This is a genomic window from Methylophaga sp. SB9B, assembly GCF_004832235.1.
Classification (GTDB): Bacteria; Pseudomonadota; Gammaproteobacteria; order Nitrosococcales; family Methylophagaceae; genus Methylophaga; species Methylophaga muralis.
This window is the reverse complement of sequence record NZ_SSXS01000002.1, coordinates 271983-295367: the sequence shown is the minus strand read 5'-3', so window position 1 is coordinate 295367 and position 23385 is coordinate 271983. Positions and strand designations below refer to the sequence as shown.

The 23385-nt window shown below is 46.6% G+C and carries 22 protein-coding genes and 1 pseudogene; 9 read left to right on the top strand and 14 right to left on the bottom strand.

Annotation, left to right across the window (positions count from 1 at the left end; all coding sequences use genetic code 11):
- Positions 1-92: 92 nt before the first annotated feature.
- Positions 93-797 carry an NYN domain-containing protein gene (locus E8Q33_RS03540; RefSeq protein WP_136552829.1) on the bottom strand — a complete coding sequence of 235 codons (705 nt, stop codon included), beginning with the start codon at positions 795-797 and terminating at the stop codon, positions 93-95.
- 100 nt (positions 798-897) lie between these two features.
- Entirely contained in the window at positions 898-1404 is a 507-nt protein-coding gene (gene soxR, locus E8Q33_RS03535) for a redox-sensitive transcriptional activator SoxR (protein WP_136552827.1), read from the bottom strand.
- 102 nt (positions 1405-1506) lie between these two features.
- Between soxR and E8Q33_RS03530 the strand changes: the two genes are divergently transcribed.
- A complete protein-coding gene (locus E8Q33_RS03530; RefSeq protein WP_136552826.1) occupies positions 1507-1908 on the top strand; it encodes a VOC family protein in 402 nt (133 codons plus the stop codon).
- A gap of 61 nt (positions 1909-1969) precedes the next feature.
- Positions 1970-2536 carry an NAD(P)H-dependent oxidoreductase gene (locus tag E8Q33_RS03525; protein ID WP_211116077.1) on the top strand — a complete coding sequence of 189 codons (567 nt, stop codon included), beginning with the start codon at positions 1970-1972 and terminating at the stop codon, positions 2534-2536.
- Positions 2537-2608: 72 nt separating this feature from the next.
- Here E8Q33_RS03525 and E8Q33_RS03520 read toward each other — a convergent pair whose 3' ends face one another.
- From E8Q33_RS03520 to E8Q33_RS03485, 8 genes are all read right to left on the bottom strand, one after another.
- Positions 2609-4591: a hypothetical protein gene (locus tag E8Q33_RS03520; RefSeq protein ID WP_136552822.1), complete on the bottom strand. Its 1983-nt coding sequence runs from the start codon at positions 4589-4591 to the stop codon at positions 2609-2611.
- Positions 4588-5208 (bottom strand): hypothetical protein, encoded by a 621-nt coding sequence (locus E8Q33_RS03515; RefSeq protein ID WP_136552820.1) that lies wholly within the window; start codon positions 5206-5208, stop codon positions 4588-4590. Before E8Q33_RS03515 ends, E8Q33_RS03520 begins: the two co-directional genes overlap by 4 nt.
- Complete coding sequence (locus tag E8Q33_RS03510; RefSeq protein ID WP_211116076.1) at positions 5205-6665, bottom strand: VPA1262 family N-terminal domain-containing protein; 1461 nt, start codon at positions 6663-6665, stop codon at positions 5205-5207. The genes E8Q33_RS03515 and E8Q33_RS03510 overlap by 4 nt, the downstream gene beginning before the upstream one ends.
- Positions 6666-6934: 269 nt before the next feature.
- Positions 6935-8167 (bottom strand): hypothetical protein, encoded by a 1233-nt coding sequence (locus E8Q33_RS03505; RefSeq protein ID WP_136552817.1) that lies wholly within the window; start codon positions 8165-8167, stop codon positions 6935-6937.
- A 386-nt stretch (positions 8168-8553) separates the two neighbouring features.
- Complete coding sequence (locus E8Q33_RS03500; RefSeq protein WP_168800132.1) at positions 8554-9276, bottom strand: alpha/beta hydrolase; 723 nt, start codon at positions 9274-9276, stop codon at positions 8554-8556.
- 183 nt (positions 9277-9459) lie between these two features.
- Positions 9460-9801 carry a hypothetical protein gene (locus tag E8Q33_RS03495; RefSeq protein WP_136552813.1) on the bottom strand — a complete coding sequence of 114 codons (342 nt, stop codon included), beginning with the start codon at positions 9799-9801 and terminating at the stop codon, positions 9460-9462.
- Entirely contained in the window at positions 9783-10121 is a 339-nt protein-coding gene (locus E8Q33_RS03490) for a TorF family putative porin (protein WP_168800131.1), read from the bottom strand. The genes E8Q33_RS03495 and E8Q33_RS03490 overlap by 19 nt, the downstream gene beginning before the upstream one ends.
- Before the next feature lie 195 nt (positions 10122-10316).
- Positions 10317-11405, bottom strand: a complete 1089-nt coding sequence (locus tag E8Q33_RS03485; protein ID WP_136552809.1) for a M23 family metallopeptidase — start codon at positions 11403-11405, stop codon at positions 10317-10319.
- 162 nt (positions 11406-11567) lie between these two features.
- Between E8Q33_RS03485 and E8Q33_RS03480 the strand changes: the two genes are divergently transcribed.
- Positions 11568-11807, top strand: a complete 240-nt coding sequence (locus E8Q33_RS03480) for a type II toxin-antitoxin system ParD family antitoxin (protein WP_136552807.1) — start codon at positions 11568-11570, stop codon at positions 11805-11807.
- A gap of 11 nt (positions 11808-11818) precedes the next feature.
- On the opposite strand, the gene E8Q33_RS03475 is transcribed toward E8Q33_RS03480, so the two are convergent.
- Positions 11819-12121: a DNA-binding transcriptional regulator gene (locus E8Q33_RS03475; protein ID WP_136552805.1), complete on the bottom strand. Its 303-nt coding sequence runs from the start codon at positions 12119-12121 to the stop codon at positions 11819-11821.
- Positions 12122-12377: 256 nt separating this feature from the next.
- On the opposite strand from E8Q33_RS03475, the gene E8Q33_RS03470 reads away from it, so the two are divergent.
- The 5 genes from E8Q33_RS03470 (at position 12378) to E8Q33_RS03450 (ending at position 19144) form a co-directional block, all read left to right on the top strand.
- Complete coding sequence (locus E8Q33_RS03470) at positions 12378-12731, top strand: hypothetical protein (RefSeq protein WP_136552803.1); 354 nt, start codon at positions 12378-12380, stop codon at positions 12729-12731.
- A 321-nt stretch (positions 12732-13052) separates the two neighbouring features.
- Positions 13053-14753: a copper resistance system multicopper oxidase gene (locus tag E8Q33_RS03465; RefSeq protein WP_136552801.1), complete on the top strand. Its 1701-nt coding sequence runs from the start codon at positions 13053-13055 to the stop codon at positions 14751-14753.
- Positions 14740-15468, top strand: a complete 729-nt coding sequence (locus E8Q33_RS03460; protein ID WP_136552799.1) for a copper resistance protein B — start codon at positions 14740-14742, stop codon at positions 15466-15468. Before E8Q33_RS03465 ends, E8Q33_RS03460 begins: the two co-directional genes overlap by 14 nt.
- A 193-nt stretch (positions 15469-15661) precedes the next feature.
- On the top strand, positions 15662-17878 hold the full coding sequence (locus tag E8Q33_RS03455) for a TonB-dependent siderophore receptor (protein WP_136552797.1): 2217 nt from the start codon (positions 15662-15664) through the stop codon (positions 17876-17878).
- Positions 17879-18187: 309 nt separating this feature from the next.
- Positions 18188-19144: a helix-turn-helix domain-containing protein gene (locus tag E8Q33_RS03450; RefSeq protein ID WP_136552795.1), complete on the top strand. Its 957-nt coding sequence runs from the start codon at positions 18188-18190 to the stop codon at positions 19142-19144.
- Here E8Q33_RS03450 and E8Q33_RS03445 read toward each other — a convergent pair.
- The 3 genes and pseudogenes from E8Q33_RS03445 to E8Q33_RS03435 form a co-directional block, all read right to left on the bottom strand.
- Positions 19100-19834, bottom strand: coding sequence for a cytochrome c oxidase assembly protein (locus tag E8Q33_RS03445; RefSeq protein ID WP_136552793.1), 735 nt, complete (start codon positions 19832-19834; stop codon positions 19100-19102). The two genes, E8Q33_RS03450 and E8Q33_RS03445, sit on opposite strands and share 45 nt — an antisense overlap.
- Positions 19835-19843: 9 nt before the next feature.
- Positions 19844-21843: pseudogene (locus tag E8Q33_RS16530) on the bottom strand (primary-amine oxidase).
- 144 nt (positions 21844-21987) lie between these two features.
- On the bottom strand, positions 21988-22353 hold the full coding sequence (locus E8Q33_RS03435) for a helix-turn-helix domain-containing protein (RefSeq protein ID WP_136552791.1): 366 nt from the start codon (positions 22351-22353) through the stop codon (positions 21988-21990).
- Between the two features lie 152 nt (positions 22354-22505).
- Between E8Q33_RS03435 and E8Q33_RS03430 the strand changes: the two genes are divergently transcribed.
- Positions 22506-23348, top strand: coding sequence for an SDR family oxidoreductase (locus E8Q33_RS03430; RefSeq protein ID WP_136552790.1), 843 nt, complete (start codon positions 22506-22508; stop codon positions 23346-23348).
- Positions 23349-23385 lie beyond the last annotated feature (37 nt).

The following is a 23385-nucleotide window of genomic DNA, read 5'->3' as shown; positions in this document are numbered from 1 at the left end:
ATAAAAACAGGAATCATGAAGTTATAAACATATTTTGACGAAATAATGCAAAGGAACACCGAGTAAATTCAGGCCGTGGCCTCAAAGAGCATTTACTTAGTTCGTACATTGCGTACTAAAAACGAATTGCCGGGGCCACGTTTTAATTCAAATAAATCAATCGCTTTAAACAAGCTGCTGAGATTTCTAAAGCCATAGTTTCGAGTATCAAATGAGGTCTTGTTTGAAATGTTTGAACCAACAGGCCCAAGCGCCGCCCAGCCGTCTTCGTCTTCGGTTGCCTCGATGGCCTGCCGCAGCAAATGAATCAATTTGGTATCTGATTTTATGTTCTTGGGTTTCACCGCTGTTTTGGTGACTTCTTTTTCTTGATCCAGGAAAAGAAACTTGGAGCAGGCATTCACAAATGCCGACGGTGTTTTCCGTTCACCGAAGCCCAATACAACTTTCCCTTCCGCTAAGGCCCGGGTCACCATTGGCGTAAAATCACAATCCGATGACACAAAACACATCACATCAATCTGCTTGGTATACATCACATCCATCGCATCAATCACCAATGCAATATCGGATGCATTTTTCCCTTTGGTTAAATCATATTGCTGGATGGGTTGAATGGCATACTCATGCAACAGATCTTCCCAGGCCTTTAGCGTGGGCGACTTCCAATTGCCATACGCTTTCCGGATAGTGACCACACCATAGTTTGCGACCTCACTCAGAACATCTTCAAACTTACTCGCGGGTGCATTATCAGCATCAATAAATAAGGCAATTTTCTGTTTTAATTCATCCATGTTTGCACCTCCAGCCAATATAGATTTGTAGATGATTAGCTATCTATTGATACTAGTATTTTTATTACGACTTTATCACTGATAGCCGGATAAATTTCATTTAGCTCTGACACTCTAGATCGCCAAGCGATTTATCAAAAGCAGTTGTATCCGTCATTGCCTCATGCTCTGCCTGATCCAATATGACGGGGCCGCTACCCGATGCGGCCAGTGTGTCATCAGGGTTATAGAGTGGGCAATTGGTCATACTCAGACAGCCGCAACCTATACAACCAGCCAAGTTATTACGCAATGTTTGCAGATACGCAATCCGGCCATCCAGCATACGTTGCCAGTTTTTTGAAAGCTGTTGCCAGTCCTCGACTGTTGGTGTGCGTTTATTCGGTAATGACAAGAATGCCTGTCTAATCTCTTCCAGGCTAACCCCGACTTTCTGTGCAGCTTTTATCACCGAGATCCGCCTTAGAACTTCGGGTTTATAGCGTCGCTGATTGCCATCATTACGCCAGCTCTGGATAAGGCCTTGTTGCTCATAAAAATGCAAGGTACTGACTTTTACACCGCAGCGTTTTGCTACCGCCCCAACACTCCAGTTTGCCTCTGACATCACTTGCTCCTGAATTTTTTCGTTGAATTTGAAAAAAAAGCTTTACCTCAACCTTTGTTGAGGTTTTAACCTGTCGACTCGATTATTGCAAGGAGATGTTTTATGTACTTGGAGCATGTAAATCTGGTGGTCCCTAATATCGATGACATGTTGAAGTTTTACCGCGCGGCATTTCCACACTGGCATGTACGTGATGAAGGCTTTAGTGATTGGTATGGCAAGTCACGAAAATGGCTGCACTTTGGTGACGATGAACACTATATTGCCTTCTGCGATAACGGCGAAGGAGTCAACCGTGATCTGACAGGCCATAGCGTGGGACTCGCGCATTTTGCTTATGTCACCAATGACCTTGCTGCCGTGATAGACCGATTAACGAACGCTGGCTATGACATTTCTAATCCAGGCGCCACCGAACCATTTCGCAAGAACGTCTACTTTATCGATCCCGCAGGCTTTGAAGTGGAGTTTGTTGAGTATCAGTGGGGGTTGTTATGTACCTGAGTGATATCCAAGTCGAGCAAAATTTAAATCACGAAGCACAGCAACAACAGGAGTTGGTGTGATGAAAATCGCCATAGTATTTCATTCAGCTACGGGCAGTACAAAGCAACTTGCCCAGGCTGTTGCTGCAGGTGCGGCAACACTGTCAGACGTAGAAGTTATTCAGGCAGAGATTGTTGGTACAGACATTGTTGAAGGACGTTTTCGCAACAGCAACCTGCTCCAGCAACTAGACAACGCGGATGCAATAGTTTTTGGCTCACCAACTTATATGGGCTGCGTATCCTCGCAATTTAAGGCCTTCACAGATGCAACGGGTGATCTTTGGGCCGAGAAACGTTGGGCTGACAAGATTGCTGCTGGCTTCACCATTGGGGCAAGTGTAAGTGGTGATCAGCTGAATACGATTCAATACATGCAAGTATTCGCAAGTCAGCATGGCATGCTATGGGTAAGCCTGGACATTCCTGGTAACTTCGATGCAGAACAACGTAATCGCCTCGGAGCACAATCAGGTTTAATTGCCCACTCGATGGATGGTAACGTCCACGAAACAGATTTGATCACCGCGCACTATCTTGGACAAAGGGTCGCCAGCCTTGCGAAACGATTTACAGCAAAACAATAACAGCATTTAGGACTTTATCACTGATGTCCGTATGAATTTCGTATGCTTCTGATGTTTCGATCTTGAGCTTTTTTATACGAGCGCTTCCAGCTTTTGCAGTTGTGCTTCATCAATAGGATATTTGCCTGGATGGTATTCATTCAGTCTCCTATGCGACAGCACGACACTGGACACATCAATTGATGCCGAATGAAGTCCAGCTTTTACCCGTGACATGTCTGAACTGTTTAGCAGAAGGGATTGCAAAATGGCGACTAGTTCAATCGTGTTACCTTTTTCCTCAGAAAGAATCTCGGAAATGGTAGGCCTATCGTTGGACTTGAAAACATTGAAACTCATTGATGCAGTTTCGCCAACAGAAGAATCTTCCCATATGATTCTCCTGATCACCAAGTGTTGGGCGGCCAAGAGCCATTCATCATAGTTCAATGTACTGTCGATTTCCCGCATTTCATTACACGCGGAATTGAGCGTTTTAAATAGGCCAGCCAGAGATCTGGCTTTTGGCGAATTTTTGTCGGAGCTGTGGGCTGCACCTTGATCGAAAATTGCCAGACCGATGCGAAAGAGCAAAAACAACAGCCTACCGGCTTCAGAGCGCGAGCTGTATTCATCCTCTACTGTATCGGCATCACCGAATTCCACAATTTCGCGTAAGGTGATGGTGTTATTCCAAAGACCTGTCCAATCTTCCGTTGAGGATGAAGATTGAGCAATTGGATAAGCCAGTAAGTTTGCGGCAATACCTGGGATATCTTCATTCATGTTGGAGATCAGGTTGGCTCGCTTGCGCAACGACCGTCCTTTATCTCCAGCCCAGTCTTCAGGTGACAAATTCCATTCATCTCCAAAACTCTTCCAAGCAGGTGTCTGGATTTGCTCGTCATAGGCAAAGGACGCCAGTGCGCATCGGTAGCACCAGTCTTCCCATAAGGGCGCGCTATCAGGAACTGTTTGAGGTAAAAAGCGATTTTCCAGCTTTCGGCCAATCGCATCGATCAAGGAATTATCGGCATATGCCGATGATTTCACATCAGATAGATCCTTTTCAGTCTGCGATAGGAGCTGCCGCACTAGCCAAGGCACCCAGCGAACAAAAATGGCGGAGGCATCTTGGCGAGCAGCCAAAGCGTTTACGATAAGTTCTGCAGTGCTGGATATTTCCTGTTTGATCTCATCAAGCTCTCCAGGAGTGAGATCCGGATTGAGGTCTAGTGGCACATGCAATACCTGGTTGCGTGCCTCGACCAGAAGCAACGGCATCAGTACAGAGCCATTCCACTTTCCATCAGCTTCAAAAGCAACAGGAGCTACGACAATCATTCTTTTCCATTCAGAGAATCGTGGAGAGGATGCGCCTATGCCTACCACGAATAACAATGCACTTACCAAATAAGGGTTGGCTGATCTGGATATTGTGCGAATGAACTCGTCCGGCTCCAATTTGTAAAACACGTAGAATAACGGAAGCTCTTCTTGGTAGTTCATGAAACCGTGCCAGCCGCGCAAACCCCACCATATTTTTTCAATTTTGTCTGGTCGTGTGTTCCAGTTATTCCAGGCACCTACTCGTTCTTCGTTGGCGCGCTCCGACCTAGATTGCAATGAGAAGTTTTCCAACGCAGTAAAAGTTTCTTTGGCAAGCTTGGTATAAGAATCACATGCCGAAGGATGGACTTCGGAATACGCTATCATGGCTGCGCTCAACCAATGCCCAAGTTTCCATGAGTCGTATTTTAATGCGTTGACCTTGGACCAAGTTCGCAGCGTCGGCATTTGTGCGAGTGCTGCCGCACAAGCGAGAGTCATCAGCAAAGCATTGCTATCGGGGACTACCTGAGCGAACTCGTCGGCGACTTGGGCCGTACGTTGTTCCAACTCAGAAAGATCGCCACTTTGATTCACTATCCAGCTAATGACGTCATCGAATGCCTTGGTCTGGACGAGAGAAAATAAACTTAAAAGATTGAGGAAATCTAGCGCAGTCTTGAACGAGGATTCTGCAGAGGCTTCCCGTGCTTCTGCACGGCGTTCGCTTGGCCACCGTTCGTTCATTTTCGTTCTCCTGCGTTCCAGATTTCCTCAAAGAAGCTGATAGCGCCATGTTCCGATGCCCGCCAGCCTCGACTGGCGGCACTAACTTTGGAATGAAAACCGCCCACCGTTCCACCAAAATGCCAGAGTTCGTCATCAATGATAGCGAAGCGATCGTGAACAAAGTCGCAATCTCGCGTGAGGTGCCCTCTGATTTCGATGCGACATTCCTTCTCACGCCTCACCGCTTGGTTACTGATTGCCTGCGCACGTAGCTGGAATTTCTTAAGATCATCTTCGTCAATTTCTTGATGGTGTTTCGTTAGCAATCGAATATCGCTTGCAGCAAGCCATAATGGTAGCCATGTCAGGATTTGTTCGATTCGTCTCGCGGGTTTTCCACTGTCGGGTATCAGCAGATATTCGTCAACGATCCAGATGCGCTCTTGAGCATTTGCAACCGCCTTACTAAATTTTTGCATGGGAACAGGATCGTTAGAGTACTTCCGCTCATAGGCAGCAATGGCTGTCGGGAAGAGAGTTTGCCCACCCTCTTGGGATCCCCAAAGAATTTCTTTAGCGGGAAATGGGCGCTCGGCCTTAGGGGCAATTGAGATATGTAGAGAAAACCCTTTCATGATGAGTACCCCTGATTCTTGGCCTGCTGCTTTTTATAATCATCAAAGGATATTGCCTGCTTCAACATGCCTTCAAGCTGTTCAATCACCTCATACGGATTGGGAAGTTTAACGATCAGGGATGCCTTGTCGCCCAAAGTGTTAAGCGAGTTACCAAGAAACCAGACCGTATCGTCTATTACTAGAAAGCGGTCGTGCAGGATAGATGATTGGAGTACGTATGTTTTTGCGGCAACCTTAGCATCGTTCTCCAGTTGCGCGAGCTGCAGACTGAATTCATCGGTCTTCGAGGGCTCTTGCTCCTTCGATTTAAATGCTAGGCTTGAACTAATTAGGGTCACTAAGATGGTCTCTGGATTGACGGCATACAGGAATTGCCCCAATTGCAATCCGGCAAGGTAAGGGTCAGCAATCATCACCTTTGACTTGGCCCGCCTCAGTTCGCTTTGAATAAAGCGCATGGCTTCTTCGCGGGAGCCGTCTGGGAACCAGCGCTGGCCGTATTGTTTGGCATTTGCGAGCTTTTCGCGGCGTGATGCAGCAATGGCGATGCGAGCATCGACATTAGGTATACGCGGCCCTTCTCCTATAAGTTCCTGCGAGGCAAATGTTGGACGTTGAGCTACTGGATATTCCATACGTGGGGAGTTGGCTGATTCGCCTATCGGAACACTGACCGTTGCGCCACCACCTACTACAGGATTTATGTTCAATCCTATTTGGCGTAAAAATGGATATGGTGGGCTATAAGCAAGCACACCATGTTGCTGGTGAGCAACCACATATCCATAAGCTCCTATGCAGTCACCTTTATCGATATCCAAGATGCCATCGGCGGGAATGTCTCGTGTGCTGAAGTCTGTAAGTAGATGGGATTGTTCATCGAAGGTAGTGATCTTAAGGTCAGCCAACGATTCTCCTGCTCGAGGAACGAAACGATAGAAAATGCGTTCACCTCTATCGGCAGAGGCTGGAATCATGAAGCAATCTATTTGCTTGAGCACAGGGTCTGGTACGACCAGAGCAACGCTTCCCAGATACTCCCTGTAAAGCCGAAGATCAACATGCAACCGTCTTGCAACAAAAGCCATGACTTTATCATCAGCTAACATCAAGTCGAACCCATCTTGACTGCCGAAACGGCGATGAATACGAGCGGGCGTGTTGCCAATGAAGGGAGCAGGGTCACTTCGTCCGAAAAAATGTGCAAACAAACCCTCACCTATTGGCAGGCCGAGATACGGCCAGGTTGGGTCATCTGTCAACGTTGATATTTCTATCTTTATTCCATCGTACTTGCTATTACGTTCCTCATGTCTAGTGGGGGTCGGGGACCTATCATCGCCGCAGCCAAGAGCACGATACCAGTCAATCGCTTCTTGAACATTTAAAAGCACACGACGAAAATAAACATTCTCGCCAGTTTTTCCGACGGGAAAACAGTCTAGTCCCTCCATCGGAGGAGGTAGCGGTCTGCCCCGGGGAAGTAGTGATACAGTAGCGAAAAGCAAATGACCCGCTTGGTTTCGTTGTTTTTGTAGGGTCGCTAACCTTATGACAGCGCCCGAGTAGAAGTTTGTGTTTAACACTGAATGTCCCTTGCAATTGGCAATGCATTGCTTACTCAAGTTACTAGCAAGCTACCAGTCCAGTTAACGACGAAGCTCAACCGCCCCGGAGTCTCCCAGAGGTTCCAGTATCGGCTGCAACGCATTGTTGGACGGACTCACTGGTAATCCTCCACGGCCCCATCCGAAAACCTAATCAATACCTCAATGCACAGCGTGCCCGCCTCCATGGCTTGCTGAAATCTTTCAGTCAGATAAGAATCAAACGCCATCAATGGCGTAATCGTGGTCCCACGCTCTGAGATCATCTCACTCGCCTGCACTATACGAAGAAGTTCGCTAACATCGACTATGTGAAGGAATCCACCTGTTGCGGCCGCGAAGTCTCGCATCATCAACACACCAAGTGAGTCTCGATCCTGGACAAGACCAAAATCAGGAATTAGCACGATTGCGTGGAACGGTTGCTCCCGCTCCACGTCGATTACCGCACGAGATTTGGTGGTTACTGGCGTGCCGCGCTTTAGATGGCGAATCCCGCCTCTAAGCTGCTTGACGGCTTTTTCGATGTGGCTAGATAGATCCGCAGCAAGCTTGTTGCGTGAAGGAAGTTTATCGCGACCGATTACTGTCAGAGACTTCGATTCGATTAGAGTAGCACCGTACTTGTGACTGAGGATCACATCAGTTAATTCGCGTGTTCCTTTTCCCTTCGGGATCTGGGGTGAAGCGTGTACGTTAAGCGGGTCTATGCTGTCCGTTAACCAGACTGCCAAGTGCTCTTGCTGGCGCCCTTCGTCAGACGAGAAGATGTCAATTGGGCTGACTTCTGCGTGACTCGTGATTAAACTATTGGATACAGGTGTCCACTTAGACGATATGTTGATATCCGAAACGATTAACGGAACCTGAATTCGTTCATTTAGATGAATTTCCCCTAGGAGATCATCAACCTTTTCTACCCATAACTCGTAGTCAACGCCGCCCACGGTGACGTCACGCAACAACTCGGTCACATCGTCGTTAAAATCGGTACTGCAATATGCCCACGCAACATTTATGGCCAGCTCATTAAACAAAAATACAGGGGCCCTTTGTATCTGCACCATCTGGCACAAGGCCTCTAGTTCTTCGTCGTACTCAAAAACCGACCAAAGGCTAGTGGGATTCGTAGGTTCATCGTAGACTGTTAGCACATACACTATCCGATCATCGATACGTGCGAAGATCAACTTGATCGGTACGCCTTGGAGAATGTATTTCAGTAGGACTGAATTTGCCTTCACCAGTATCGTTGGCTCTAACCCACGCTCCCCTTCTGCATTGGCCAAGCGGAACATCTGTGGCACGGCGAGAAATTCCGAGCGTGTACGGCCCGCTAAAATATGCATAAGTAACCAAACTCCTTGCGGGTCACTGGGCCCGTCCAACAGCATGCTAAAGAAGCCGTTGGCCTAATAATAATTATCAGCAAACAGTCTTTTAATTCATTCCAGCGCAAAATCACAAAATTTGACCGCCGGATTTTATTTCGATTTATTTCTTGTCTTGGGAATATTTCCTCAAAAAAAGCTCGGCCTGATAACGCTGGAATAATTGGGCGTGATTGATTTGATGTTATTTGGGATGGAGTGTTTTCCATAACCTGACTTCCATATTGCCAATCCGTTGCGGATATCGTGGATTGAATATTCCACAGATTCGAATGGCTGGCAAATTCAGCAGGTAGAGCTAATGGATTAATTAGGGTGAAGCAACCTGTTCAGATGTTCAGCCATCAATTACCTTCACTGCCATCCAGAAAATTAATCACCCGATTTAATCGCTCGTTGTGTATTTCATGGGTGCTGTCCATAAAGGGGTGCCCATAATTCCAGCCGATATAAACACTCGCCCCTTTTTGTTCAGCTCGCTCTCTAAACTCAGTGGTCATATCGGGGCCAAGGACAGAATCAATATCACCGGTTATGACCAGTAGGTTTTTCGCATCATCTGGAATATTTTCTGCAGGATCAATACGCTCTGGACATCCGTGAGGTGACAATCTGCTTGGGCTGGAGTCAATCACCGCGCGATCGAACTGTGCTCCACTTCCGATTACGTTTGCCATAACAGCACCACCAAGAGAAATCCCATAAAGCAGCTGTTTCTCATACTGTGAGTTCAGATGAGTCACTAATTCTTTGTAATCTTCGATGATGGCGTTAATCCTGCGTTTGCCTTGTGACTCTCCATAGCCGCGATAATCATAAATATAGATATCGTAACCTCGCTGAGAAAAGCGCTCTAAAGCGGTAATCATCAGGTCGGCTATCATGGCGTTACCCAACGCCACCAGAATGTAGCCTTCAGGTTCTGTTGCCAGGCCATGTTCATCTTGAGACTGATATTTATAACCCCTTAGAACTTTATCATCAGCGGTTGTAAATTCTGTTCTCTGGATAAGGTCGTTTCCAGCAACCCTGGAGGCATCCGGCTCCGGTGCCATCGAACTCCACATGGTAAAACCATCCGCTCTTTGAACCATCCACATACAGTAGCTTCGCGATCGGCTGAAAATGCGACATTTGGCATGACAACCAAGAAAACAAATAAATACGTTTTTGGAGTAACCATAGGATTCATCCTCCGTTAGTCACATTCACAGTGGATGCACTTCAGCCTAGAAGTGACATAAACCGTTTCAGGGCAGACGCATGTTAATGCTGAACCAGACATGGTCGTCCAGTTCTAATCCATTTTGACGCTCACCACCAATCGAGTAATGGAGCCCAAAATCCACTGGCAAACTGGGAACGGCACGCTCAATACTCAATGTGGCATCGCGAAAGGCAAATGATTGCGTCTTCTCAAAAGCGACCCTGCCATCGCTAAAGACCGCATCATCATTAAAATAATAGGCCCCTGCGCTGACAGCAACGCGAAAGTCGGCTGGCAAGGGTTTTACGAAGCCGATATTGGCATAAACATCACCCGCTGAGGTCCAACTAGAATCGTTAAGCGGACTTAACACAATGAAACGCATGCTTCCGAGGGAGCCCGAAAAAAACTTCGAAGGACACCGGCATCCTCATCGGTGGGGCTATCGCCAGTAAAACCGTGCCTGACGAGGCCGGTTTCATAATCAAGCCCACCGAACGAACCGCTGAATCCCGCCTTAACATCAATTTGGTTATTACCGGGATTACTGAAATCCAGCGTGGAAAACATCCCACCAACAAACAGACCGTTTTCAGCAGTGTATTTGAGGTTACCCTGTACGACGGCACCATCACCCATCAGAACACCGCCCCAAATGTACTTCGATTTTAGGATGGTGTTGGCTTGTATTTGTGCCAGGGCCATTCCGGGCACGCTTATCATGATAATGAGTAAGCAGAGTCCTCTCAGTAGTCCGTGTTTTTTAACCAATTTCATATCCGCTCAAATTGTGACGAGTAGCAGGGAGCTTCACTTTAAAAAGTTAGCTCACCAACCCCAGTATTATCCGCATGCAACTGATACTGTTTAAGCATCACTTTGATCTGCCCGTTCAGATGCTCAGGAGTCAGGTAAAACAGGCTCTGGCTTCAGAAATGGTGCAGGATCAACCGGTCCACCTGAGTAAATTCCGAAATGAAGATGCGGTGGTGTGGTAATCGCGTTGCCAGTGTTGCCAACATACCCGAGTATGTCGCCTTTTTTAACCCTATCGCCGGATTCAACTGCGAATGAATCCAGATGGGCGTAATAATAACGAGCACTGCCGAATCCAATCATGCTGCCTGATAGCCAGACGTGTTCGCCACCTCTGGCACCTGTGCCGGTTCGAACATAGCCATCAATCACTGCAGTAACTGGTGTTCCCTTTTCTGCAAAGATATCCACGCCATGATGTTTTCGGGCTCCGCCATCACGATCCACACCGAAAGGGCTACCGATATCCCGTTGCCCTGCTCCTTCTACGGGAAACGGTAATGAACCGCCATTGGCCATTGCCAATGAATACTCTGCATTGGCAAATAACTCTGGTTGAAGAACGATGCGGTAATCGCCCGCTTTCGACACAACCTGACTATTGGTTGCATCATCTGCGTCCAAATCTGTGACAGTTGACCATTCTTGCTCGTTTTTTTCGCGCCGCTCCAGGCTGGCATAAAGCCGACTTTCCGAAGTATCCAGTCGTGAGAATTGCCATATCAGCTTTTCACCTCGCTCAAGCCTCACCTGATAAACATGTGCCTCTACTTCATCACTCGCGAAGGATGCCGTTGTACGGTACTGACCAACTGCTTGAACAGGCTGCTCAGCTGCTCGATCGACAGCATCTGCCCATCGTTGACCCAGTGGACTATCCAATAATCCTGCTACTCGTAAACGCCATATAAATAGATCCCTTGGTGACCAGCCCAACATATCAAAGGCAACATAACGAACTGCGTTTTCACTGCTATCAACTGCGTTCTGCCGAAGGTCGTCACGAACGGTCAGAAGAACGACTAATAAAGCTAACAGACCAAAAAGTAACCAGGCTCGTATGCTTCGTTTCTTTGGATTTATTGCAGACTGATCAGCGCTTTCATATTCTGTCGGGACACTTTCAGGTTCAGACGTTTGCTCGCTATCAGTTGTTTTGGTCGGGTCACTCATACCAACGTTCATCTCTTTAATAGATTATTGATATTACAGACTCTAAGGAAGAATGGTCGTAGGCGATATGATTGAGGTTAAAACGTAACGATTGTATTGGCTTGAATTGTTCAGTTACTTGGATAACGATATACCGATTACGGATTTTTATGAGATGGCGTCATGCATAAGAAAACCAGCGTCTGCCTTGGAGAACATTTTGATACGTTTATTTCTGAACAAATCAAAAGTGGACGATACAGCTCAACTAGCGAGGTTGTCTGTTCAGGACTACGCCTGCTTGAGGAGTATGAGACACGACTGACCACGCTTCGGATATTGCTACAGGAAGGCATAGATAGTGGTTTTGTAGATTATTCTTACGATGACCTTATGCGTGAGCTAGACAATGAATTAAAGTAATGCATTCACTTTTACCTACTGATTGCGAGGTCTTCCCGGATTATTTCCGGGTGTCGAGATGCGATCTCAATCAACGCTTTAGCAGGACCTGAAGGTTTACGCCGCCCCTGCTCCCATTCCTGCAAAGTCCGTGGGGAAATATGAAGCACTTCTGCAAACTCTAACTGTGTCAGGCCCGTTTTACTACGCGCCTCTGCCACTTCATTGGGCTCAACACGACTGACCCCCCGCGCGGCTTTGCCCTCTTTCATTTCTTTGACTGATTGAAGTAGCTTGTTACCAAGCTCTTCCGCGCTCAAGGTTTCGTTACTCATTTTCTACCTTTCGAATGGATTTCAGGATATGTGCGGGGATATTCAATTTAATGGTAAATCTACGTCATTGACGTAGTATTACAAGAAAGATTATTGAGTGAAAAAATTTGATTTGAACCGCTAGGTTAAACAGGCAGAGTTGAATAAGTATTAGGATATGTTTCTCACTCTAATGTTTTATCGCTAGAGTTTGGCATAACAAAAACTTTTGGCTTATCCTGTGTCTAACCAAACGTTATTTATTGGTAATTGTTTAATGACAAAACCACAGTCTCTTTTTCATTATTTGCTTATCGGCTTGTTTATGCTGTCGATGCTGATGCCTGCTGCGCATGCAGAAAATAATGATATGGCTGTACATCATGAGATGAGCGAGCAACAGCATGATTGTCATTCCAATGCTGAACCTCAACCAAAGCACGCTACAAATTCGCATTGCGCCAGTGACAATTGTCAGTGTGCAGCAGCCAATTGTCATGCATCTGGTGTGTTAGGTTTTCAACCGGTTTTTATGGCCTCCCTCTATTCGCAAAGCCGTTTGGCAATTATTGCTGAGCAGCTAGTGAGTCAAAACCCTCCCCAATTCGAACGTCCGCCCAGGGCCTGCTGACCTCTCAAAGCCACCACTGCTGGAGACGATATTTGTCTGCAACAAGGCGGTAATGATGAAGTGTAGCCATCCTACATGAGTCATTTCCAACGCCGTTGAAGGCAAATATAGTCCCAGCCCTTTAGGGTTGTGGCGGAAAAGGCACCACTCTGTGTTGCTCGTCGTTTATTTAGAACGACTAAACTTCACTCCTCGCGCCTTGATTGGTGCCTTTTCAGTCACAACAGAGGCGGCTCTGAGAGGTCAACAGGCCCTAGCTAATTCTCCAGTTCTAAGTGGTATCTACGGATACCCAATCGAAACACTTTGAGGATAGATCTCATGAAACAATTTAGTCGTTGGCTGATCGCTATTTCAGCCGCATTACTCCACTTCTCCGCGATAGCGGATGTGACCGAATATACATTGGTCATTGACCTCGAATCGGTCAATATTACTGGCAAAACCGTCGAAAGAATCACTATCAACGGTGGCATTCCCGGCCCGATAATGGAATTCACCGAAGGTGATGAAGCGGTTATCCATGTAGTAAATAAACTGGATGAACCGACATCGGTACATTGGCATGGTTTGTTACTGCCACCTGCAATGGATGGTGTTCCCGGACTGGGTGGTTTTAAAGCCATCGAAGCTGGTACAACCTTCACCTATCGATTTACCCTTCGTCAAAATGGCACGTACTGGTATCACGCCCATAGTGGCTCTCAAGAACAGGATGGTCATTACGGCGCGTTGGTGATTTACCCAAAAGACGAACCTGTTGTTCAAGCCGATCGGGATTATGTGGTGTTACTGTCTGATTTCAGTAATGAAACCGGTCAGCAAATTCTCGCTAACATCAAAAAAAGCCCGCATTACTACAACTATGCTCAGCGTACTGTCGGTGATTTCTTCGGAGAAGTACGCGAAAAAGGCTTCAAATCTGCTTGGGGTAATGCCCGTGATTGGGGGCAGATGCGTATGTCGCCAACCGATCTGGCAGATGTCAGTTACGATGCGTTTCTGGTTAATGGTCAAACCAATGAAGACAACTGGACCGGAATATTTAAACCCGGTGAACGCGTGCGATTACGCTTTATCAATGCCTCTGCCATGTCGATGTATGACGTGCGAATTCCCGGTTTGCAATTGACGGTGATTCAGGCAGATGGACAATATATCGAACCGGTTACGGTTGATGAATTTCGTTTTGCCGTTGCTGAAACCTACGATGTGATTGTCACACCTCAGGCTGATCGGGCTTACACCATTGCTGCTGAATCCATTGATCGGACTGGTTTTGCTTTGGGCACTCTGGCTCCTAGAGAAGGTATGAAAGGTTTGGTACCAGCACATCGCCCACGTTCGTTATTAACCATGGCCGATATGGGACATGATATGGATCACGGCGAGCATCAGATGAGTCAATCTACAGATTCAATGGATCATAGCGGGCACGATATGCATGGACATGATCATCATGCGATGCAGCACGATGAACCAGCCGAAATACAAAGTGGCTGGGCCGACGCCAGTACGCCAGAAGGTCATAAAGCACTGCAATACAGTGATTTAAGAGCGCTTGGTACACAAACTGATCTACGTCCTGCCGAACGCGAAATTGTGGTGACCTTAGGTGGCACCATGGAACGGTTTATCTGGACCTTAAATGGCCATAAATTCGGTGATCCGGGCTTTGAGCCAATCAAACTCAATTATGGAGAACGGGTAAGGCTGATCTTTAAAAATGAAACCATGATGGCGCATCCGATGCATCTGCATGGCATGTTTGTACAGCTGGAAAATGGTCAACCGGGCGAAAAGTTACCCAACAAACACACGGTTAATGTTGCACCGGGCACCGAATATTCTGTGCTACTGACCGCTGATGAGCCCGGCGAATGGGCGTTTCACTGTCATCTTTTGTATCACATGTCTGCTGGCATGATGTCTACGGTGGTCGTCGCCGAGTTTGATGAAGACGATTTGCCCGCCTCTCAACCAGCACATCACGACATGGGAGGTCACCATGATCATCACTAAATCTAATCTGCTAGTCACATTGCTATTGAGCCTGTTTATTTCCAGCAGCCATGCCGATGATAATCATGATGGGCATGGGCACGAGCATGAATCACACATCTTCCATGCCTTATGGTTTGAAGCCCAACATGGCGGTGGCAGTAAAGGTGATAAAACCCATATTGAATGGGATGGCTGGATCGGTGGAGATACCCACAAACTCTGGCTCAAAGGTGAACTGGAAGGCCACAAAGGCAAGCTGGAAGAGAGTGAAATCTGGGCTTTGTATAGCCGGAATGTGCACGATTTTTGGGATGCCCAGCTTGGCCTGCGTATAGATACTCAACCTGAATCCACCCGTTATTTAACGCTGGGTTTCAATGGGCTGGCACCGTATCTCTTTGAAACTCAGGCACATCTGTTTATCAGTGATTATGGTGATGTGACTGGCCGGTTGAAACAGAAAAACCATCTGCTGTTCACCCAGCGTTTTGGCTTTGAACCCTATTATCAACTGGATTTCACTGCTCAGAATGTTGAACGCCAGGATTTAGGCAGAGGCTTAAGCCAGGGCGAATTGGGCATCAAACTGTTTTATGAAATCACCCGTAAAGTCGTGCCTTATCTGGATCTGAAATACGAACGCAAATTTGGACGTACCGCCTCCATTGCTAGAAATGCTGATGAAAGCGAAGAAGACTGGATTGCGTCAGTAGGTATCAAACTGCTTTTCTAAAACGCTCATAATCAAAGCTCGCTTTAATCCAAAACTCGTTCCCATGCTCCGCGTGGGAACGCCAGTTGACCAGACAGAATCTACAAGTATTCAAAAGTGGGTGATTTCACCCACCCCTGCCCTAAATCCCACACTTTTTATACTGACTTATTGCTTATGCTTGGTTTAACTTTTAAACCGGAATAACAGCACCATGAAAAAACGTCTTTCTCCTTTGGCCCTGATGATTTTGACCGGACTGGCAAGCACTCCTTTATACGCCGTCCATGAACACGATGATGAGATGCTGGATAGAGTGACGGTCACAGCAGCTTCTGTACCAACGGTGGACAGCACTACATTAAGCGAAAACGACATTAGCTCCCAACGTGCTTATAAAAGTGATACCGCCGCATTTCTCAATGATGTGGCTGGCATGTCGATGTATTCGGGTGGTGGTGTGTCGGGTTTACCGTTTATGCGTGGTTTTGCTGATGATCGCCTGCGTATCAAGGTTGATGGCATGGATTTGATTTCCGCCTGTGCAAATCATATGAATCCGCCCCTATCCTATCTTGCTCCCTCGCGTGTTTCAGAGATTCAGGTTTATTCCGGTATCGCCCCGGTGAGTCTTGGTGGTGACAGTATCGGTGGCACCATTATCGCCAAGTCCAAACAACCGGAATTTGCAGCAGATGGCCAGACCCTCACCAAAGGTGAAATTGGCAGTTACTATCGGAGTAATGGCGATGCCCGCGGCGGCCACCTTTCTACCACGCTGGCATCAGAAGATTTCAGTATCACTTATACCGGCTCAACCGCTAAAGCAAATAACTATAATGCCGGCGGCAATTTCAAACCGGCGGGAAATGCTGCCACCGACGGCCGTTCTTTGGATGCTGATGAAGTTGGATCATCCGCTTATGAAAGCCGGAACCATGCGATTGATATGGCTTATAAACTTGATAATCATCAGCTGCAGCTTAAATTTGCCCATCAGGACATCCCCTTCCAAGGCTGGCCAAATCAGCGTATGGATATGACGGAAAACCGCAGCAATCAAATCAACCTGATCTATAACGGCATGTTTGACTGGGGCTCACTGGAAACCTCGCTGTATCGTGAAAAAACCCATCACAAAATGCAGTTTGGTGAAGATAAGCAGTTTCTCTATGGCTCAGGAATGATGATCGCCAACGGTATGCCAATGGAAACCGAAGGTGATAACCGTGGCCTGACATTGAAAGCCGAAATCAATGCAAACAACCGTGATCTGTTCCGTATTGGCACCGAGTTACAACGCTATCGTCTGGATGATTTCTGGGAAGCTTCCGGTGGCATGATGATGGCACCGAATACCTTCCTGAATATCAACAATGGCGAACGGGATCGCTATGGTGTATTTGCCGAATGGGAAGCGGCATGGAACAGTCAGTGGACCACGGTAGCAGGTGTTCGCCATGAAACGGTGAAGATGAATGCAGATGATGTGCAAGGTTACAACGCAATGTATCAGGCAGCTGCGGATGCCTTTAATGCCAGCGACCGTGACATCACCGATCATAATATCGATGCGACATTGCTTGCTCGATTCAAACCTGCGGCTACCCATGATTATGAATTTGGTTACGCTCAGAAAACCCGCTCGCCAAATTTATATGAACGTTTTGCCTGGTCCACCCATGGCATGGCCATGCGGATGGTGAATCTGGTCGGAGATGGTAACGGCTATGTGGGTAATGTCGATCTGGATCCTGAAATTGCCCATACACTGAGCTTCACAGCAAACTTTCACGACGCCAAACAACATGACTGGCATGTCTCACTAACGCCCTATATTTCCTATGTCGACGATTTTATTGATGCCGAGCGTTGCAGCACCGGCGGTGGTGCTTGTACTGCTGCCAACCTGACATCGGAGAATGATTTTGTTTATCTGCAATACCAGAATGTCTCAGCCAAACTCTACGGCGTGGATGTATCTGGTTTCAAAACGCTGTATCAGTCAGAAAAATGGGGACAAATCACCGGAACCGCCACTCTCAGTTATGTAAGAGGTAAAAACCGTGATACCGGCGATGATTTGTATAACATCATGCCGTTGAACTCCACCTTATCGTTAGAGCACAGCAAAAACGGCTGGCGTAATAATGTTGAATGGGTGCTGGTCGCCGGCAAAGATAAGGTCAATAACGAACGTAACGAGATTGAAACGGCTGGTTACGGTTTGGTGAATCTGCGTACCAGTTATGAATGGAAACAAGCCCGCGTGGATTTTGGCATGGAAAACGTGTTTGACCGTCTCTACAGTCACCCGCTTTCCGGTGCCTATGTAGGTCAGGGTGCCACCATGAACACATCGGTTCCATGGGGTGTGACTGTACCCGGCATGGGCAGATCGGTTTATGCCGGTTTGACGTTGAAATTCTGATTTTTAAACAAGCTGAGAGCAGGTCACAAAATCTAAAAAGTGTGACCTGTTAAACAGATATTTTTACCCATAATTTTGAAAGGTTAACTGAACTAAATTGAAGCCTAGTTAATAAATATGCCCCAAATTTGGGCAATATAGCTGATTTCTCTCAAACCAGTTTTAATGACAAAAATTCTCGGTTTCAGCTCAAAGCTGTTGGTTTTACTGAGTTAAGTTTTTAAGACAGGTTGTAAAGCCTGTCTTAAACTGACACGGTGCATTATTTGCTTATACATCAGATTATTAGCTGTAACAGGTGTCAGCATTATGTTCAGTCAATCTGCTGTATTTGATGATGTGAATCAGCATGCCCATTCTTTGCAAAACTGGCCGCAGGAATATAACCAGTTAAGCTCAGGAAAGTTTGAAGGGTTTCTGGAAGATATCCAGCTGGATTCAGTGCGGGTATTTCGTGAACGAATGAAGCAAAGCGTGGTGCAGAATACCCATACACCCACAGGCAAAATCAGTTTAATGATCCCTCACCATATGGATACCAGTGATACTTCGGATCAGGCTCGGCAGATCATGTCGGATGGCGTCACCCTGCTCCCCTACGAAAGTGACTTTGCCTTTGTGGGGCCAGCGGAACTGGATTACAGCGTCATTGCTATTAATCAACAACGTTTAAGTGACTTATTAAGCCATGAAACCTACTCACGGCTCATCGGTTTTAAGAAAAGTCATGGTGTTAAAACCAGTACCGACACCTTAACTCGGTTACGCAATCAGCTTGCCCTGCTTATTGAGCAGTTAAAATCCATTACGGATGATTCGACACTATCAGAAAAACAGATTCAACAACGGTTAAAAGCTGCAGAAGATCACATTATCTTGATTGCATTGACCTTGTACGAGGCTACTGAAACCGGCATCGGCCAACCGAAACGCCTGGGAAATCAACATAACTATATTGTGCAACGCTGTCATGATTATGTGACGTCAAGCGAAGGCAGTTGTGCCAGCGTGGTGGATATTTGTGAGTCGTTACATATCCCACACCGCACGTTGAATTACAGTTTTCATAAAGCCACCGGCACCTCGCCTATGCAATATCTGCGTGCAGTTAAACTGAATGCCGCTCGGCGTGAGTTATTACAAACCGGCTTATCGATTACAGATATCGCAGCCAATTACGGCTTCTTTCATATGGGATATTTTTCGCAGGAATATCGCCGTTTATTTGGCGAAACGCCGAGCATGACGCGTAAGCTTTATGCCTGATGTTCCGGCCTGCCAGTAGGCTAATCCAGCCACTATAAATATCAGACCACCCAAATATTGATCGGCCACCGCAGAAAGCTGCAGCCAGTCCGGTAAGTTGTTCATCATCATATGATGATGGTGTGGCCCTGAGTGAGTCTCGCTGTACATATTTGGGAACACCAGCATCAACAATCCCCAAAGCACTAACGGCATGATCACAGTTAACAAGGTTAAGTTTTGCCAATAACTTGTCTGCTGATGTTTTCGTATCATCATCAAGCACAAGGCGATACCGCTTAACGCCATCAGCCATTTCATTACGCTGTATAACAACGCACTTTGCATAAACAGCGGATGCAACTCCGGTAACATCCAAACCCAGGTTAATACGGCAAAACCACTCATCAATAACGTGAACGGCCAGTGTGATACAGCAACAATATTCGATCTCGGACGAGTTGAATGATGTTGCAACGCACTGATCCATAATAACGGTGCAAGATGATGCACCATCACGCTTTGGGCGCTGTGCAACCAGATGGAATAGCGTGCTAAAGCATCAAACCACGGCAGCATGCCGCTCAAAAACACAACGTTGCCGACAATAAATAACAACGGTCGACTGAGTAATTGATTGGTAACAGCCCATTGATGCAGCGTGATCACAAAGATCACGCTGCATAATAGATCGACCGTGGTCAGCAGCATCGTATCGACTTATTTGGAACAGCAACTGCCAGCAGCAGAAGCCGTATCGACGCTATGACTATCAACATCTTTAGGCAGATCCATCGCCGGATTGCCGTCAAAAAAGTTGTCGGGTTTTAACGAAAAGCCGACGTACTCCACCGGCATAATTGGAAAATCTTCCGGTTTACAGACATGGGTGTGGCCATAGGTATGCCAGACCACAATATCGGTGTTTTCAATCGGACGATTTTTCGCCACGTAATATGGCAGACCATCACCTTTATTCTGGTTGGGATACATGCCTGAGCAATACATTTCCTTGGGATCATAAGGCGTCACCCATAAATGCCTGCTGGCAAAACCGGCCCGTTTGCCAATAAAACTATTTGGGCCAGCCAACATCACCGGATTGTGTTCTGCCACCAATTTATAACTCGGTGGATTGCCGACCGAATTTTTCAGATTTGGATTAATGATCTTCCAAAAACGTCCTGTTGCGCCATTGGCTTCACGGGTCGCTTCGAGTTCGGTTTTGAATAAGGTTGTTTCGGTCTTGAAAACATTACCCCAAGGATTGGTTTCGGCATCTTGAGATGCTGGCGAGAAGTTGGTTTCGACCACCGAGTTGTTTTCACCATCCAACATCATATGCAGCCGTGCATTAAAGAAATGCTGGTGTGTTGGGCCGTAAATTTCAGGGGTGACAATGCCACCAAATTTGGGTTTATCACCAGGCACCATGCCGCTGGTTTGGATAATGCCGGTTAGTTTGGTTTCCTGTTGAATCGTACCGTCCTGATACAGATACCAGTAGAAGCCGTAATCATAGTTGCCCACGGTGCAGAAAAAGCTGACCACTAATCGGCGTGAACGACGCATTTCATAGGTTTCACTTCGAAACTCATAATGTTTCCATAATGTGCCGTAGTCTTCTTCATGCATACACACGGCATTTTTCATCAGAAATGGCAGCCCTGATCATCAACGGCCGGAATATCAAAATAGCGAATCGCGCCCAGACAGTCGCAGCCGAGTTCCAGTTGATTAGCCATACGACCCAGACCATATTCACCGCCATCAAAAGCACATTTCCAGTAATGATTTAGGGCTGTATCGGAATACGGTACGGCCATATCATTGATACTGGCTCGATAGATAATGGGCCGAACCCGTTCGCCATCTTTATAGCTGATTTGATTCAGTACCAAACCTTCACGTGGGGTATATCCCACCCGGAAGGACCAGTTTTGCCAGTCGACTTTCCAGCCATCCACCGAAAAACTCACCCCTTCAGGTTGCACAATATGTAACGGTTTCAGTCCTTCACGGGGTTTGCCTAATGAAGGCGTATCGTAATTGCGTTTGGTTTTGGGCACCGGCGTGTTAATACCATCATCAATGATCTCAATAACCTTTTCTTCATTAAGATCGATAATCGCCATCAGCCCTTCAATCGGGCGGGCATAGCCGTTATCAACAATCTCATCACGCACAAACGCCACACCACGCATCAAGCGCCGACCACGATATTTTTCATCATCGCCGTAATAACCAAATGACCAGGGATCGATTTGAATATTTTCAATATCTTTATCGGTTAAACCACGACGTCTTACCGCAGCTAGAAAGCCTTCATCTGCCTGCACGATATCCACACAACTGAAAAACTCTTCAATCATAATCGGTGGTTGACCGCTCACTTCTGGGTCCAGTTGTTTCCACTCCGTAATCTGCTGGCTAATCAGATCAATTTTTGCCTCGTGAATTAACCCGGTAGCCTTATCCAATACCACAGCAAAAGCCATACGTGAAAAAGGTTTGCCGGCTTCAAACGCCAGCACTTCATCTTTGGGTGGTTCTTCCAGTTGCAGATAGGGAAATCGGCAAGACGGGCTGAGCTGCTTCTCTTTTCTGAGCAGCAATGTGGCTTCGGCTAGCTCGTCAAGGGTCAATGGATCTAGCGGATGAGTAGGTTTAACACCGGGTGTAGTTTCTGGTTTGTAAGCTGTGTGTATTGGGGTATTCATAGCGACCTCGATGGATTAACGTTTCTCAATCCATACTAGTCACTTCAACCATCGGCAATATCACAAACTGGCAAAAGTCGATTTATTTAATTTTGTGTCCTTGGTTCAGCTCATTACACTGCTCTGCCAGCTAACGCTGGTGAATTAATCCAAGGTTTTATCGTAAGACTTTTGTGCTGCTAACACTTCGTCCATATTCCGCTCAGCCCAATGTGCCAGCTCTGATACGCAATCTGTTAAGGTTTTGCCAAGCGGCGTCAGGGCGTATTCCACCGTCACAGGAACGGTGGCAAAGACGGTTCGTGAAATCAATCCGTCCCGCTCCAGTTTCTTCAGGGTTTGCGATAAGACTTTCTGTGAAACGCCTTTTATGTCTCGACGTAACTGATTAAACCGCACTGCTTCATTATCTAATCGATCCAGAATCAATACTGACCACTTGTCAGCTAATCGATCCAAAACCATTCGTGTCGGGCATTTATCTTCATACACGTCATATTCAACTTGCATTATTTCCACCTGTTTAAGCATCAGATTGGTTACTTCAAGGTAACCAGATTACATAAAAGTGCCTTCTTTTCAGTTATTTACCCTTAGGTTAAATTGTTTACCTAGTTTCTTTTGGAAACTTAGCATCAACTTTAACACTGGAGATAAAGAAAATGAAAAATAAAATTTTGGTTTTGGGTGCCACAGGGAATATTGGTCGTCCTCTGGTCGAAAATCTGCTTGCCCGTGGTGAACAGGTCAAAGCCGCTTCACGATCTGGTCAAGATGTTTTGGGTGCAGAAGGTGTTGTATTTGATTACTTCAAACCAGAGAGTTTTGAGCAAGCCTTCGAAGATGTGAATCGGGCCTATATCATGTTGGCTGCCGGATATGTTCAAGCCAAAGATTTGCTGGTTCCGCTTATCGAATTTGCTGCAAGCCGAAACATTAAGGTCGTTTTACAAACTGCACTTGGTGTCGATGCCGATGATGCCATTCCTTATCGTCAAGTTGAATTGGCATTAATTCAGTCTGGAACGCCCTATGTCATTCTTAGACCTAATTGGTTTGCCGACAACTTTCATACTTTTTGGAAGGCTGGCATCGATCATGGAAAACTCGCTATTCCTGCCGGAGATGGCAAATCAAGCTTCATTGATGTGAGAGATATTGCCGAGTCTGCAGCGGCAGCACTGTCGACAGAACAATTTGACGGTCAGGCATTTAATCTGACGGGCCCGGAGGCGTTTAGTTATGCAGAAGCAGCTCAGTTGCTAACTGAAGTCATTGGCAAACCAATAAGCTACAACGCTATTGATGATGACACCTTTATCGACATGCTCACCTCAGCTGGTGTCCCAGCAGACTATGCTGCTTTTCTAAGTTCGATTTTTTATCCAGTAAGGCAAGGTTGGACATCTGTCATTACCGATGATGTTGCCACTCTGACAGGTAAGCCTCCACGTTCACTCAAAACTTATGCTCAGGATCATCGTCAACAATTGGCAAATGGTTAAAATTTAAAGAGATGACTCGTTCCCATGCTCTGCGTGG